General features: G+C 68.5%; 18 protein-coding genes. All 18 read left to right on the forward strand.

Going from position 1 to position 12,828, the window contains the following annotated elements; genetic code table 11:
* Positions 1 to 49 precede the first annotated feature (49 nt).
* The 18 genes from rpsH to rplM all read left to right on the forward strand — a co-directional run bounded on the left by rpsH (position 50) and on the right by rplM (position 12,820).
* Positions 50 to 448 (forward strand): 30S ribosomal protein S8, encoded by a 399-nt coding sequence (gene rpsH / locus EAE32_RS04295; protein ID WP_121845071.1) that lies wholly within the window; start codon positions 50 to 52, stop codon positions 446 to 448.
* Positions 449 to 479: 31 nt separating this feature from the next.
* Positions 480 to 1,016 (forward strand): 50S ribosomal protein L6, encoded by a 537-nt coding sequence (rplF, locus tag EAE32_RS04300; RefSeq protein WP_121845072.1) that lies wholly within the window; start codon positions 480 to 482, stop codon positions 1,014 to 1,016.
* 2 nt (positions 1,017 to 1,018) lie between these two features.
* Complete coding sequence (gene rplR, locus EAE32_RS04305) at positions 1,019 to 1,390, forward strand: 50S ribosomal protein L18 (protein ID WP_121845073.1); 372 nt, start codon at positions 1,019 to 1,021, stop codon at positions 1,388 to 1,390.
* Positions 1,387 to 2,115, forward strand: a complete 729-nt coding sequence (rpsE, locus tag EAE32_RS04310; RefSeq protein WP_121845074.1) for a 30S ribosomal protein S5 — start codon at positions 1,387 to 1,389, stop codon at positions 2,113 to 2,115. The genes rplR and rpsE overlap by 4 nt, the downstream gene beginning before the upstream one ends.
* Positions 2,115 to 2,321, forward strand: a complete 207-nt coding sequence (gene rpmD / locus EAE32_RS04315; RefSeq protein WP_121845075.1) for a 50S ribosomal protein L30 — start codon at positions 2,115 to 2,117, stop codon at positions 2,319 to 2,321. Before rpsE ends, rpmD begins: the two co-directional genes overlap by 1 nt.
* A gap of 2 nt (positions 2,322 to 2,323) precedes the next feature.
* The gene (gene rplO, locus EAE32_RS04320; protein WP_121845076.1) at positions 2,324 to 2,791 is read left to right on the forward strand and encodes a 50S ribosomal protein L15; all 468 of its coding nucleotides are present in this window, start codon (positions 2,324 to 2,326) and stop codon (positions 2,789 to 2,791) included.
* Positions 2,792 to 2,980: 189 nt separating this feature from the next.
* Positions 2,981 to 4,294: a preprotein translocase subunit SecY gene (gene secY, locus EAE32_RS04325; RefSeq protein WP_121845077.1), complete on the forward strand. Its 1,314-nt coding sequence runs from the start codon at positions 2,981 to 2,983 to the stop codon at positions 4,292 to 4,294.
* A gap of 206 nt (positions 4,295 to 4,500) precedes the next feature.
* Positions 4,501 to 5,067 carry an adenylate kinase gene (locus tag EAE32_RS04330; RefSeq protein ID WP_121845078.1) on the forward strand — a complete coding sequence of 189 codons (567 nt, stop codon included), beginning with the start codon at positions 4,501 to 4,503 and terminating at the stop codon, positions 5,065 to 5,067.
* A 155-nt stretch (positions 5,068 to 5,222) separates the two neighbouring features.
* Positions 5,223 to 6,056 carry a type I methionyl aminopeptidase gene (gene map, locus EAE32_RS04335; RefSeq protein ID WP_121864276.1) on the forward strand — a complete coding sequence of 278 codons (834 nt, stop codon included), beginning with the start codon at positions 5,223 to 5,225 and terminating at the stop codon, positions 6,054 to 6,056.
* A gap of 47 nt (positions 6,057 to 6,103) precedes the next feature.
* On the forward strand, positions 6,104 to 7,252 hold the full coding sequence (rlmN, locus tag EAE32_RS04340) for a dual-specificity RNA methyltransferase RlmN (protein WP_121864277.1): 1,149 nt from the start codon (positions 6,104 to 6,106) through the stop codon (positions 7,250 to 7,252).
* Between the two features lie 244 nt (positions 7,253 to 7,496).
* Positions 7,497 to 7,718, forward strand: a complete 222-nt coding sequence (gene infA, locus EAE32_RS04345) for a translation initiation factor IF-1 (protein WP_012397711.1) — start codon at positions 7,497 to 7,499, stop codon at positions 7,716 to 7,718.
* 89 nt (positions 7,719 to 7,807) lie between these two features.
* The gene (gene rpmJ / locus EAE32_RS04350; RefSeq protein ID WP_012397712.1) at positions 7,808 to 7,921 is read left to right on the forward strand and encodes a 50S ribosomal protein L36; all 114 of its coding nucleotides are present in this window, start codon (positions 7,808 to 7,810) and stop codon (positions 7,919 to 7,921) included.
* Between the two features lie 158 nt (positions 7,922 to 8,079).
* Positions 8,080 to 8,448, forward strand: coding sequence for a 30S ribosomal protein S13 (rpsM, locus tag EAE32_RS04355; protein ID WP_012397713.1), 369 nt, complete (start codon positions 8,080 to 8,082; stop codon positions 8,446 to 8,448).
* A 58-nt stretch (positions 8,449 to 8,506) separates the two neighbouring features.
* Positions 8,507 to 8,911 (forward strand): 30S ribosomal protein S11, encoded by a 405-nt coding sequence (gene rpsK / locus EAE32_RS04360; protein WP_055085385.1) that lies wholly within the window; start codon positions 8,507 to 8,509, stop codon positions 8,909 to 8,911.
* A gap of 147 nt (positions 8,912 to 9,058) precedes the next feature.
* Positions 9,059 to 10,078 (forward strand): DNA-directed RNA polymerase subunit alpha, encoded by a 1,020-nt coding sequence (locus EAE32_RS04365; protein WP_121845081.1) that lies wholly within the window; start codon positions 9,059 to 9,061, stop codon positions 10,076 to 10,078.
* Positions 10,079 to 10,149: 71 nt separating this feature from the next.
* On the forward strand, positions 10,150 to 10,914 hold the full coding sequence (gene rplQ, locus EAE32_RS04370) for a 50S ribosomal protein L17, sunset domain variant (RefSeq protein ID WP_121864278.1): 765 nt from the start codon (positions 10,150 to 10,152) through the stop codon (positions 10,912 to 10,914).
* Positions 10,915 to 11,020: 106 nt separating this feature from the next.
* Positions 11,021 to 12,070 carry a tRNA pseudouridine synthase A gene (locus EAE32_RS04375; protein WP_121864279.1) on the forward strand — a complete coding sequence of 350 codons (1,050 nt, stop codon included), beginning with the start codon at positions 11,021 to 11,023 and terminating at the stop codon, positions 12,068 to 12,070.
* A gap of 306 nt (positions 12,071 to 12,376) precedes the next feature.
* A complete protein-coding gene (gene rplM, locus EAE32_RS04380) occupies positions 12,377 to 12,820 on the forward strand; it encodes a 50S ribosomal protein L13 (protein WP_121845084.1) in 444 nt (147 codons plus the stop codon).
* The last annotated feature ends 8 nt before the right edge of the window (positions 12,821 to 12,828 follow it).

Here is a 12,828-nt window from a genome sequence, read left to right on the forward strand (position 1 = left end):
CGGGCTGCAACCGGCAGGGAAACCGTGGCGAGGAAGGGCTGAAGCCCACATGACAATGACAGATCCCGTCGCAGACATGCTGACGCGTCTGCGCAACGCGAACTCCGCCTACCACGACACCGTGAGCATGCCCTACTCCAAGCTCAAGGCTCGTATCGCGGAGATCCTCAAGGCCGAGGGCTACATCGCGGACTGGTCCGAGGAGCCCGCACGGGTCGGCAAGACGCTGACCCTGCAGCTCAAGTTCGGCTCCAACCGTGAGCGCTCCATCGCCGGTGTTCGCCGCATCTCCAAGCCGGGTCTGCGCGTGTACGCGAAGTCCACGAATCTCCCCCGGGTGTTCGGTGGTCTCGGCATCGCGATCCTGTCCACCTCCTCCGGGCTGCTGACTGACAAGCAGGCCGGCAAGAAGGGCGTGGGCGGGGAAGTCCTCGCGTACGTCTGGTAATCGGTAGCACAGAAGAAGAAAGGAAGAAGACATGTCACGTATTGGACGTCTCCCGATCTCTGTGCCCGCCGGTGTGGAGGTTTCCGTGGACGGTTCCGCAGTGTCGGTCAAGGGCCCCAAGGGCTCGCTGACCCACACGGTGGCGGCACCCATCACGGTGGTCGTCGAGGACGGCACCGTGCAGGTGTCCCGTCCCAACGACGAGCGCGAGTCCCGCTCGCTGCACGGTCTCACGCGGTCCCTGATCGCCAACATGATCCAGGGTGTGTCCCAGGGATACACCAAGCAGCTGGAGATCGTGGGCACCGGTTACCGAGTGCAGGCCAAGGGCGCCGACCTGGAGTTCGCTCTGGGCTACAGCCACCCCGTTCCCTTCAGCGCGCCGGACGGCATCACGCTGTCCGTGGAGGGGAACAACAAGGTCTCCGTTTCCGGTATCGACAAGCAGCAGGTTGGCCAGGTTGCCGCGAAGATCCGCTCCCTGCGTCTGCCCGATCCCTACAAGGGCAAGGGCGTCCGCTACGCGGGCGAGCAGATCCGCCGCAAGGCCGGAAAGGCTGGTAAGTAATCATGGCTCTCGTAATCAAGGGAAAGTCGAAGGCTGCCCAGCGAGCACGGCGTCACCGCCGCGTCCGCAAGCACATCGCCGGAACCGCGCTGCGCCCCCGTCTGGTGGTCACGCGTTCCACCCGCCACATGGTCGCCCAGGTGATCGACGACGACAAGGGCTTCACCCTGGTCTCGGCCTCCACCATGGAGGACGACCTGCGTGCGTCCTCCGAGGACAAGACCGCCAAGGCCAAGCGCATCGGCGAGCTGATCGCGGAGCGCGCCAAGGCTGCGGGGATCGAGACCGTCGTGTTCGACCGCGGCGGCAACAAGTACCACGGCCGTGTGGCCGCGGTGGCCGAGGGTGCCCGTGAAGGAGGTCTGGCGCTGTGAGCGAGCAGAAGAACGAGAAGGAAACTCAGGTGAGCGAAGCCACCAACGGTTCCAACGAGACGGCCGGGGCGAACACCTCGGACCGCCAGGGATCGGACGAGAACCGCGGTGGCCGCGGCGGTCGCAACGACCGCGGTGGACGCAACGAGCGGGGCGGTCGCAACGAGCGCGGCGGTCGCGGTGGCCGCGGCGGCCGTGACGAGGAGAAGGACAAGTTCCTCGAGCGCGTCGTCACGATCAACCGTGTCTCCAAGGTCGTGAAGGGCGGTCGTCGCTTCAGCTTCACCGCTCTCGTGGTCGTCGGCGACGGCAACGGCATGGTCGGCGTGGGCTACGGGAAGGCCAAGGAAGTTCCCGCGGCCATCTCCAAGGGCGTCGAGGAGGCCAAGAAGAACTTCTTCCGGGTCCCCCGCGTGGAGGACCGCACCATCCCGCACCGTGTGCAGGGTGAGGCCGCAGCCGGCGTCGTCATGCTGCGTCCGGCCACCCCGGGTACCGGTGTGATCGCCGGTGGTCCGGTGCGTGCGGTCCTGGAGTGCGCGGGCATCCACGACGTGCTCTCCAAGTCCCTCGGCTCGTCCAACCAGATCAACATCGTGCACGCGACCATCCAGGCGCTGCGTGAGCTCGAGGAGCCCGCGTCCGTGGCGGCCCGCCGTGGCCTGCCCATGGACGAGGTCGTTCCGGCGCCGTTGCTGCGCGACATCCAGAAGGCAGGTGCCTGATGAACGGAAAGCGCATCCAGGCCACCGGTGCGACCCTGCGCGTGAAGCAGGTCCGCTCCGTGGTCGGTCAGAAGCAGAACATGCGCGACACGCTGCGTTCGCTCGGTCTCAAGCGTCCGGGCCAGGTCGTGGAGCGCAAGGCCGATGCGGCCACCGCGGGCATGATCAACACGGTGTCGCATCTCGTCCAGGTCGAGGAGGCTTGAGCATGGCTGAGAACACCCAGAACAAGAGCCACGCTCTGAAGGTCCACCACCTGCGTCCGGCCCCCGGATCCCACCAGGCCAAGACGCGTCTTGGCCGTGGTGAGGCATCCAAGGGCAAGACCGCGGGTCGCGGCACCAAGGGCACGAAGGCGCGCTACCAGGTCAAGGCCGGGTTCGCCGGCGGCCAGCTGCCGCTGCACATGCGCCTGCCCAAGCTGCGCGGGTTCAAGAACCCGTTCCGCGTGGAGTACCAGGTCGTCAACCTGGACCGCCTGGGCGAGCTGTTCCCCGAGGGCGGCACCGTCACCGTGGCGGACCTCGTCGCCAAGGGTGCCGTGCGCAAGAACCAGCCGGTGAAGGTGCTGGGCAGCGGAGAGATCTCCGTGGCTCTCAACGTCACCGCGGACAAGTTCTCGGCCTCTGCGGCCGAGAAGATCTCCGCGGCCGGCGGTTCCACGCAGACCGCGTGAGCTGCCACCAGCTTTCAGTTGTAGGGTGAGTCCCTGAACTGAGACGGGCCCCGTGCCGATTGTCGGCGCGGGGCCCGTTGCTTTACCCAGGATGTCTCCACGGCGCTGCGCCCGGGTGGAACGGCATCCTTCGCTAGACTTGCCCGGGGTCGGAACCGACCGGGCCACCACGTTCTTGGAGGAGGACCTGTGCTCAGTGCTTTCGCGCGGGCGTTTACCACGCCTGAGCTGCGCAACAAGCTGCTGTTCACACTGGGGATCATCGTGATCTACCGGTTGGGGACGTTCATTCCCGCCCCGGGTGTGGACTACGGCAACGTCCAGCAGTGCCTTGCCATGGGCAACACCACGGGCGGCGCGTACGACCTGATCAACCTGTTCAGCGGCGGCGCGCTGCTGCAGCTGTCCATCTTCGCGCTCGGTGTGATGCCCTACATCACGGCCAGCATCATCGTGCAGCTGCTCCGCGTGGTCATTCCCCGGTTCCAGGAGCTCCACGAGGAAGGCGCGCAGGGGCAGACGAAGCTCACGCAGTACACGCGCTACCTCACCATCGGGCTGGCCGCCCTGAACGCGACGACCGTGATCTCGCTCGCCCGCTCGGGTAGCCTGCTCGGGAACTGCCCCCTGCCGATCATCCCGGACGACTCCCTGATGGTGCTCGTGATCATGATCATCACCATGACGGCCGGCACCACCGTGATCATGTGGCTCGGTGAGCGCATCACGGACCGCGGCGTGGGCAACGGCATGTCCCTGCTGATCTTCACGTCCATTGCCGCCACCTTCCCCTCCGCGCTGGGAGACATCCTCCGCACCCGCGGCTGGGGCATCTTCCTGGGCGTGTGCGCGATCGGGCTGGTGGTCATCACCTGCGTGGTGTTCGTGGAGCAGTCCCAGCGCCGCATCCCCGTGCAGTACGCCAAGCGCATGGTGGGCCGTCGCACGATCGGCGGCACGAGCACCTACATCCCCCTGAAGGTCAACATGGCCGGCGTGATCCCCATCATCTTCGCCTCCTCCATGCTGACCCTGCCGACCATGATCGCGCAGTTCGCCATGCCGGACGACGGCAGCCCCGCACCGGGCTGGGTCACCTGGGTCACCACGTACCTCGCGCGCGGCGACCACCCGGTGTACATGACGATCTACTTCCTGCTGATCGTGGCGTTCACGTACTTCTACGTGTCCATCACCTTCAACCCGGAAGAGGTCTCCAACAACATGAAGCGCTACGGCGGCTTCATCCCGGGCATCCGCGCGGGCCGTCCCACGGAGAACTACCTGCGCTACGTGCTCTCCCGGATCACGCTGCCCGGTGCGCTGTACCTGGGTGTGATCTCCATGATCCCGCTCATCGCACTCGTGCTGTTCGACGCGAACCAGAACTTCCCCTTCGGCGGGCCGTCGCTGCTCATCATGGTGGGCGTGGGCCTGGACACCGTGAAGCAGATCGACGCCCAGCTGCAGCAGCGGCACTACGAAGGCCTGCTGCGCACCTGAGCCGGTGCGGCGGCGTCGCCCTGTGCCATGACCCGGGCCCGAGTAGCGCGGGGGTCGGCACGACGGACCCGTCCGACCCGGTGAGGAAGCGGGAACACCGGCGCGCCGGGTCCGGGCGGCGTCGCGCGTGGGGGCCGCACCGTCCTCGGGCCCACGTGGCGCCCCGGTAGAGTGGAGCCAAGTACACGCTCACGCAAGGAGAGATCATGACCCGCATGCTGATCATCGGACCCCCAGGCGCAGGCAAGGGCACCCAGGCCGCCCGGATCTGCGATCGGCTGGACGTTCCCGCCATCTCCACGGGGGACATCTTCCGCGCGAACATCAAGGACCAGACGGAGCTCGGCCGAGAGGCACAGGGCTACACGGACGCCGGCAACCTGGTGCCGGACTCGGTGACCAACAGCATGGTCCGGGACCGGTTGTCGCAGCAGGACGTGACGGACGGCTTCCTGCTGGACGGCTACCCCCGCACGGTGGCACAGGTCGAGGAGCTGGACCGCATCCTCGAGACCAACGGCGTGGCCCTGGACGTGGTCCTGCTGCTCACCGCCGACAACGACGAGCTCGTCACCCGGCTCCTGGGCCGCGCGCAGGAGCAGGGACGCACGGACGACACTGAGGACGTCATTCGCCACCGGCTGGACGTGTACGACGAGCAGACCGCTCCGGTGGTCGGGATGTACGAGGACCGCGGGATCGTGGTGCGTGTGGACGGTCTCGGCAGCATCGACGAGGTGACCGAGCGGATCATGGCGGCTCTGCCGCGCTGACCCGCCCACCGCGGAGCGCGGCCCCGGGAAAACGACACGGGTGAGCCCCCGGTCCGGTGTCCCGCACCGGTCCGGGGGCTCAGCCGTCACAACAGCAACGACTTCGCGACGGGCGGTGACCCGCGCGGAGTCATCAAGGGAAGGACCCGCGCACCGTGTTCGGACGCCGCAAGATCCAACTGAAATCCGACGCCGAGCTGGCCGCCATGGCCAGGGCAGGAGTCGTCACCTCGCGCGCGCTCGACGCCGCCGTGGCCGCCGCCGTGCCCGGGGCCACCACCGCCGACCTCGACCGTGCGTTCCGTGGAGTGCTGGACGAGTACGACGCCGGGTCCAACTTCCTCGGCTACTACGGCTACCCGGCCACCGTGTGCACCTCCGTCAACGACGAGGTGGTCCACGGGATCCCGGGGGAGCGGGTCCTCGTGGAGGGTGACATCATCTCGATCGACGGCGGTGCGGTGGTGGCCGGCTGGCACGGGGACTCCGCGCGCACCGTGCTCGTGGGGGACCGTCACGATCCCGCGGACCAGGAGCTCTCGGACGTGACCCGTGCGGCCATGTGGCGTGGGGTGGCCGCCATGGCCACCGGGACGCACGTGGGGGACATCGGCCTCGCGGTGGAGAACCACGTCCGTGGGACGGCGGGAGGCAGGCTCGGCATCCTGGAGGACTACGTGGGCCACGGCATCGGCACCGAGATGCACATGGCACCGGACGTCCCGAACTTCGCCATCAAGCACCGTGGGCCGAAGCTCGTGACCGGCATGGCCCTGGCCATCGAGCCCCTGCTCGTGCGCGGGGGCATCGAGACCCGCGTGCTGGAGGACGACTGGACGGTCGTGACCGTGGACGGGTCCCGTGCCAGCCAGTGGGAGCACAGCGTGTGCCTGCACAGCGAGGGGGTGTGGGTGCTGACCGCGGAGGACGGGGGCGCCTCCGCACTCGCCCCTCTGGGCGTCCACCCCGTGCCCATCCCGGGGTCCTGACCCACCATCCCCGATCCGAGACGCCCGCGAGGAAGAGGACAGCAGCCATGACCGCCCAGCCCGTAGAGATCACCCCGAGGCCGAAGACCGGCCAGCTCGTCTTCACGCCCGCCCGGCGGGGCAAGCCTCCGCTGCACATCGCGGACTTCGACATGGCGGGACGCAAGGCTTTCCTGAAGGAGGCCGGGTACCCGGCCTTCCGCGCCTCACAGCTCTCCAAGCACTACTTCGAGCGCTTCGAGGCGGACCCCGCCGCCATGACCGACCTGCCCGCTGACCAGCGGGAGGAGCTCGTGGGCAAGGCCGTGCCGCCGCTGCTCACCACGGTTCGCCAGCTGCGGGCGGACCAGGGCATGACCGTGAAGTCCGTCCACCGGCTCTTCGACAACGCCATGGTGGAGTCCGTGCTCATGCGCTACGACAAGCGCGTGACCATGTGCATCTCCTCCCAGGCCGGCTGCGGCATGAACTGCCCGTTCTGCGCCACGGGGCAGTCGGGGCTGACCCGCAACCTGTCGGCGGCGGAGATCGTGGACCAGGTGGTGCAGGGCGTCCGGGCACTGCGTGACGGCGTGGTCGGGGATCCGGAGGAGGCACCGCAGCGCGTGTCCAACATCGTCTTCATGGGCATGGGTGAGGCACTGGCGAACTACAAGGCCACCATGGGTGCGGTGCACCGGATCATCGACCCGTCCCCGGAGGGGCTCGGCATCTCGGCCCGTGGGCTCACCATGTCCACCGTGGGCCTCGTCCCGGGCATCCGCAAGTTCACCCTGGAGAAGCTCCCCATCACCCTCGCGCTGTCCCTGCACGCGCCGGACGACGAGCTGCGGGACGAGCTCATCCCCATCAACACCCGCTGGAAGGTGGACGAGGCCCTCGACGCCGCCAGGGAGTACTACGACGCCACGGGGCGGCGCGTCTCGATCGAGTACGCGCTGATCCGGGACATCAACGACCAGGGCTGGCGGGCAGACCTGCTGGGGGAGAAGCTCAACAAGCGCGGTGCCGGGTGGGTCCACGTGAACCCCATTCCGCTGAACCCCACTCCCGGCTCGAAGTGGACCGCGTCGCGCCCCGGGGTGGAGCAGAACTTCGTGGAGCGCCTGCGCGCGCACGGAATCCCCACCACGGTGCGGGACACCCGCGGCTCAGACATCGACGGCGCCTGCGGCCAGCTCGCCACGGACGTCTGAGAGCGGCGTGGGCCCCGCGGTCGTGCGGGGCCGGGCGCCGTCGCGCCAGGGCCCAGAGCCTTGCAAAGCGCGGAAAAAGGGCGTAGTGTCGTGCGTTGGTTGTTTGTGCTCACTGATCGAGCCGTGCCCCCACCTCCGACCCCCGCTACTACTCGTAGTGCGGGGTTGTTCGTCTGGGGGACGCACGATTCGAGCACCGCCGTCCGGACAGACATCCGGACCCCTCGAGAAGTTAGCGGAGGATATGGCCAAGAAAGACGGAGTCATCGAGATCGAAGGCACTGTGGTCGAGGCACTGCCCAACGCGTCGTTCCGCGTTGAGCTGACCAACGGTCACAAGGTGCTCGCCCACATCTCTGGCAAGATGCGCCAGCACTACATCAGGATCCTCCCCGAGGATCGTGTCGTGGTGGAGCTGAGTCCCTATGACCTTTCCCGAGGCCGGATCGTCTACCGCTACAAGTAGCATCCGCGGCCGGGCACTGCACGCAGGAAGTTCTGCGTGTGGCGCACGGCCACAGTGCACACGCCACAACTAGTACGCGAAGGAATGCGATGAAGGTCCAACCGAGCGTCAAGCAGATCTGCGACAAGTGCAAGGTGATCCGCCGCAACGGGCGGGTCATGGTGATCTGCGAGAACCCCCGGCACAAGCAGCGCCAGGGCTGACGGGAACGCTCCCGCCCACGCAAGTGGATTGACAAGAACGGACACCGCAGCCGCCGCCCCAGGGCGCGGCAACCCCCGGCACGGAGGCCGGAGACCGATCGTGAACCGATTGGGACGCGGTGTTCAAGACCTCCGGTACAACAAGGAGAACCGCCACTATGGCTCGTCTCGCAGGCGTCGATCTTCCCCGTGAAAAGCGGCTGGAAGTTGCGCTGACCTACATCTACGGCGTGGGCCGTACCCGCGCACTGGAAACCCTGGAAGCCACGGGCATCTCCGGGGACGTGCGCGTCAAGGATCTCACCGATCCGCAGCTCGTGGAGCTGCGCGACTACATCGAAGGCAACTACAAGGTCGAAGGCGATCTGCGCCGTGAGGTGGCCGCCGACATCCGCCGCAAGGTCGAGATCGGCAGCTACCAGGGCCTGCGCCACCGCCGCGGTCTGCCCGTCCACGGCCAGCGCACCAAGACCAACGCACGCACCCGCAAGGGTCCCAAGCGCACGGTCGCCGGTAAGAAGAAGTAATCGTGGTCGCCATCGCGCAGATGGCTGATCAACGTCGAAGATCTTTGTAGGAGAATCCATGGCCCAGAAGACTCGCGCGACGGCGGCCCGCAAGCCCCGTCGCAAGGTGAACAAGAATGTGACCCAAGGTCAGGCTCACATCAAGTCCACGTTCAACAACACCATCGTGTCCATCACCGATCCCTCGGGTGCGGTCCTGTCGTGGGCCTCGGCCGGCGGCGTGGGCTTCAAGGGCTCGCGCAAGTCCACGCCGTTCGCCGCCCAGCAGGCCGCGGAGGCCGCTGCCAAGGGTGCGCAGGAGCACGGCATGCGCAAGGTGGATGTGTTCGTCAAGGGACCGGGCTCGGGACGCGAGACCGCGATCCGCGCCCTGCAGGCAACCGGGCTGGAGGTCGGCTCCATCCAGGACGTGACCCCGTCCGCGCACAACGGCTGCCGTCCCCCCAAGCGCCGCCGCGTCTGATTCGTGTCGCGTGGTCACCGGGCCCCTCGGGGTCCGGTGACCACGCATCGACGCGGTGACCACGCCTGCTCACCGCGGCATCCACCCATTTTGTTTTCCACCACCTGCGTGCGTCATATGGCGGAGGCACGCTGAAAGGAAACATCAGTGCTCATCGCACAGCGTCCCACCCTCACGGAAGAGGTCGTGGCGGACAACCGCTCCCGGTTCGTGATCGAACCGCTCGAGCCGGGTTTCGGCTACACCCTCGGCAACTCCCTGCGCCGCACGCTCCTGTCCTCCATCCCCGGGGCCTCCGTGACCAGCATCCGCATCGACGGCGTGCTGCACGAGTTCTCCACGGTGGAGGGCGTCAAGGAGGACGTCACCGAGCTCATCCTGAACATCAAGAAGCTCTCGCTGTCCTCCGAGGAGGACGAGCCCGTGACCGCATGGCTGCGCAAGCAGGGCCCGGGCGAGGTCACCGCCGCGGACATCTCGGCCCCGGCCGGTGTGGAGGTCCACAACCCGGAGCTGCACATCGCCACGCTGAACTCCAAGGGTCAGCTGGAGATCGAGCTGACCATCGAGCGCGGCCGCGGCTACGTCTCGGCGGCGCAGAACAAGTCCGGTGACGCGGAGGTCGGTCGGATCCCCGTGGACTCGATCTACTCGCCCGTCCTCAAGGTGACCTTCCGCGTGGAGGCCACCCGTGTGGAGCAGCGCACCGACTTCGACAAGCTCATCCTCGACGTGGAGACCAAGGAGGCCATCTCCCCGCGTGACGCGGTGGCTTCCGCGGGCACCACGCTGGTGGAGCTGTTCGGGCTGGCCCGTGAGCTGAACTCCGCGGCCGAGGGCATCGAGATCGGGCCGTCGCCCACGGACGCGGCTGCGGCTGCGGACATGGCGCTGCCCATCGAGGACCTCGAGCTGTCCGTCCGCTCGTACAACTGCCTCAAGCGCGAGGGCATCCACAGCGTGGGTGAGCTCGTGGGCCGTTCCGAGGCGGACCTCATGGACATCCGCAACTTCGGTGCCAAGTCCATCGACGAGGTCAAGGACAAGCTCGGCGAGCTGGGCCTGGCCCTGAAGGATTCCCCTCCGGGCTACGACCTCGCCGCCCACGCGGCGTCCCTCGAGGACGAGGACGACAACAACAACCCGTTCGACGTCGATCTCGACTGACGCGCACACCACTTTCCGTGCCCCGTGGCCGCTGAGGCGACCGCGCGGGACCGATCACCAGGAGACCTGATATGCCTACCCCTACCAAGGGACCCCGTCTCGGCGCCGGGCCGACCCACGAGCGCATGATCCTCTCGAACATGTCCCAGCAGCTGTTCGAGCACAAGCGCATCACCACCACCGTGACCAAGGCCAAGCGCCTGCGTCCCGTGGCCGAGCGCCTGATCACCTTCGCCAAGCGCGGTGACCTCGCCTCCCGCCGTCGTGTCATGCGCCAGCTGACCGACAAGTCCGTGGTGCACGAGCTGTTCACCAGCATCGCCTCCGCCATGGAGGGCCGCGAGGGCGGCTACACGCGCATCACCAAGATCGGCAACCGCAAGGGTGACAACGCCCCCATGGCCGTGATCGAGCTGGTCATGGAGCCCGTGGCCTCCAAGGCCACGGTGTCCGAGGCGGAGCGGGCCACTGCCAAGGCCGCGCCGGCTCCCGCCGCCCCCGTGGACACCCCGGCCGGTTCCTCGGCCGCGGACGTCAAGGAGAAGGAGATCCCCGCGGACGAGCAGGCCCCGGCCGTGGGCTCCGAGGAGGCCGCCGAGGTCGCCGCCGAGAACCAGAACGCCGAGTTCCCCGGCTCGCACGCCCCGCTGGAGTCCGGTGAGGCCCCCGAGGGCTATGCCGTCAAGGGCAACCGCAACTCCATGAAGTACCACGTGCCCGGTTCGCGCTGGTACTCCGGCACCACTGCGGAGATCTGGTTCGACTCCCCGGCCAACGCCGAGGCAGCCGGCTTCCAGCCCGCGGGTGGCGCAGCCGCCCAGAAGATCTCCGAGTAGTCGCGAGGTTCCCGGTCGCGTGAGCACCGGTTCCGACGCCGCCGCAGGTAGCCTGCGGCGGCGTCGTCGTACCCGGAGTCCGTGCGGGGGGAGAGGAGCAGGATTCGTGCAGGACGAACTGACCAGGCTGCGCATCGACCTGGCCTACGACGGCGCTCCGTTCCGCGGGTGGGCGCGGCAGCCGGGGCTGCCCAGCGTCCAGTCCGCCGTGGAGGACGCGCTCGAGCTCGTTGTGCGCCGCCCGTGCACCACGGTGGTGGCCGGGCGCACCGACACGGGAGTGCACGCGCGGCGCCAGACGCTGCACGTGGACGTCCCCTCGGAGGTCGTGCGGCGCGCAGGGGCTTCCGGCGGGGAACCGACCGCGCCCGACGAGGACGGTACGCGCGGCAGGCGGGCAGCCAGCGGGGGCTGCGCCCCCGACGCGACGGTGCGGGCATCCGACGGCGACGCCGCGTCCCGCGTCCCGTCGCCGCCCGGCCCTGACGGGGGCGGCGAGGACGCAGCGTGGTCGGGTGAACCCGTCCCCGGGCTCACGCGTCGACTGAACGGCGCGTTGAACCGGGTGCTCGGCAAGGACCGCACGGCGGACGGCTGGGAGCCGGCCGTGGGCGCGGTGGTGGTGCATGACGTCGTCGTGGCGCCCGCGGGGTTCGACGCCCGCTTCTCCGCGCTGTCCCGCGGCTACCTCTACCGGATCGCGGACACCGTGACCGGTCACGACCCCCTGACCCGGGGGTTCGCGTGGTGGCTGGGGCGGGAGCTGGACGTTCCCGCGATGGACGCCGCCGTGCGCGAGCTGCTGGGGCTGCACGACTTCCTGAGCTTCTGCAAGCCGCGCGAGGGCGCCACCACCGTGCGCGAGCTGCAGCGCGCGGGAGTGCGGCGGGACGGCACGGGGATGATCACGGTGCGGCTCACCGCGGACGCGTTCTGCCACCACATGGTGCGCTCGGTCGTGGGTGCCGTCGTGCGGGTGGGGGAGGGGCGGCGCGCCGCCGCCTGGCCGGGCGAGCGGCTGCGCGCGCGGACCCGGGACGCGTCCGTCGTGATGGCCCCGGCGCACGGGCTCGTGCTGGACGCCGTGGACTACCCCGAGGCGTCCCGGCTCGAGGAGCGAGCGGTGCTCACCCGGGCCCGGCGCGAGGAGGCGTGAGACGATCCGCGCGGGGACGGCGCGGCTCCGAGCGCCCGCTCGTGCGGTGTCCGCGCGCGGCCCCGCGGCGCGGAGCCAGGTGGCACGTGGGGCGGCAATCCGGTAGCATGGGGCGCTGTTGTGCGTGTTCTGCCCCGGTTCACGTGTACCCGCTACGGTCGCTCATGTTGCAGAGCGCACGGCCGAGCGGTGCACCGGGTTGCGGACGCACGGATGCCGCCCGGATCTCACCCGGGCCCCGAAGCACAGCGGAACAGATCGACACGAGTAATCGTGTCTTCACCAGACAAACGAAGGCAGATCAACGTGCGTACGTACACTCCGAAGCCCGGTGACGTCCAGCGTCAGTGGCACGTCATCGACGCCACCGACGTCGTCCTGGGTCGTCTTGCCAGCCAGACCGCAACACTGCTGCGCGGGAAGCACAAGCCGACCTTCGCCCCCCACGTGGACACCGGCGATTTCGTCATCATCATCAACGCGGAGAAGGTGGCCCTGACCGGCGCCAAGCTCCAGAAGAAGCGCGCCTACCGGCACTCCGGCTACCCGGGCGGACTCAAGTCCACCAACTACGCCGAGCTGCTCGCCAAGAACCCCACGCGCGCCGTCGAGAAGGCCGTGAAGGGCATGCTGCCCAAGAACAAGCTGGCCGCCCAGCAGCTGTCCAAGCTGAAGGTGTACGCCGGTGCCGAGCACCCGCACGCGGCGCAGCAGCCCACGCCCTACGAATTCACCCAGGTCGCCCAGTAATTCGGGCC

It is taken from the genome of Kocuria tytonicola (assembly GCF_003687175.1).
Taxonomy (GTDB): domain Bacteria; phylum Actinomycetota; class Actinomycetes; order Actinomycetales; family Micrococcaceae; genus Kocuria; species Kocuria tytonicola.

Bases quoted from the DNA above. Each gene is read 5' to 3' on its own strand.
- rpsH (WP_121845071.1), top strand. From the start codon at position 50: ATGACAATGACAGATCCCGTCGCAGACATGCTGACGCGTCTGCGCAAC.
- rplF (WP_121845072.1), top strand. From the start codon at position 480: ATGTCACGTATTGGACGTCTCCCGATCTCTGTGCCCGCCGGTGTGGAG.
- rplR (WP_121845073.1), top strand. From the start codon at position 1,019: ATGGCTCTCGTAATCAAGGGAAAGTCGAAGGCTGCCCAGCGAGCACGG.
- rpmD (WP_121845075.1), top strand. From the start codon at position 2,115: ATGAACGGAAAGCGCATCCAGGCCACCGGTGCGACCCTGCGCGTGAAG.
- rplO (WP_121845076.1), top strand. From the start codon at position 2,324: ATGGCTGAGAACACCCAGAACAAGAGCCACGCTCTGAAGGTCCACCAC.
- EAE32_RS04330 (WP_121845078.1), top strand. From the start codon at position 4,501: ATGACCCGCATGCTGATCATCGGACCCCCAGGCGCAGGCAAGGGCACC.
- rlmN (WP_121864277.1), top strand. From the start codon at position 6,104: ATGACCGCCCAGCCCGTAGAGATCACCCCGAGGCCGAAGACCGGCCAG.
- infA (WP_012397711.1), top strand. From the start codon at position 7,497: ATGGCCAAGAAAGACGGAGTCATCGAGATCGAAGGCACTGTGGTCGAG.
- rpmJ (WP_012397712.1), top strand. From the start codon at position 7,808: ATGAAGGTCCAACCGAGCGTCAAGCAGATCTGCGACAAGTGCAAGGTG.
- rpsM (WP_012397713.1), top strand. From the start codon at position 8,080: ATGGCTCGTCTCGCAGGCGTCGATCTTCCCCGTGAAAAGCGGCTGGAA.
- rpsK (WP_055085385.1), top strand. From the start codon at position 8,507: ATGGCCCAGAAGACTCGCGCGACGGCGGCCCGCAAGCCCCGTCGCAAG.
- rplQ (WP_121864278.1), top strand. From the start codon at position 10,150: ATGCCTACCCCTACCAAGGGACCCCGTCTCGGCGCCGGGCCGACCCAC.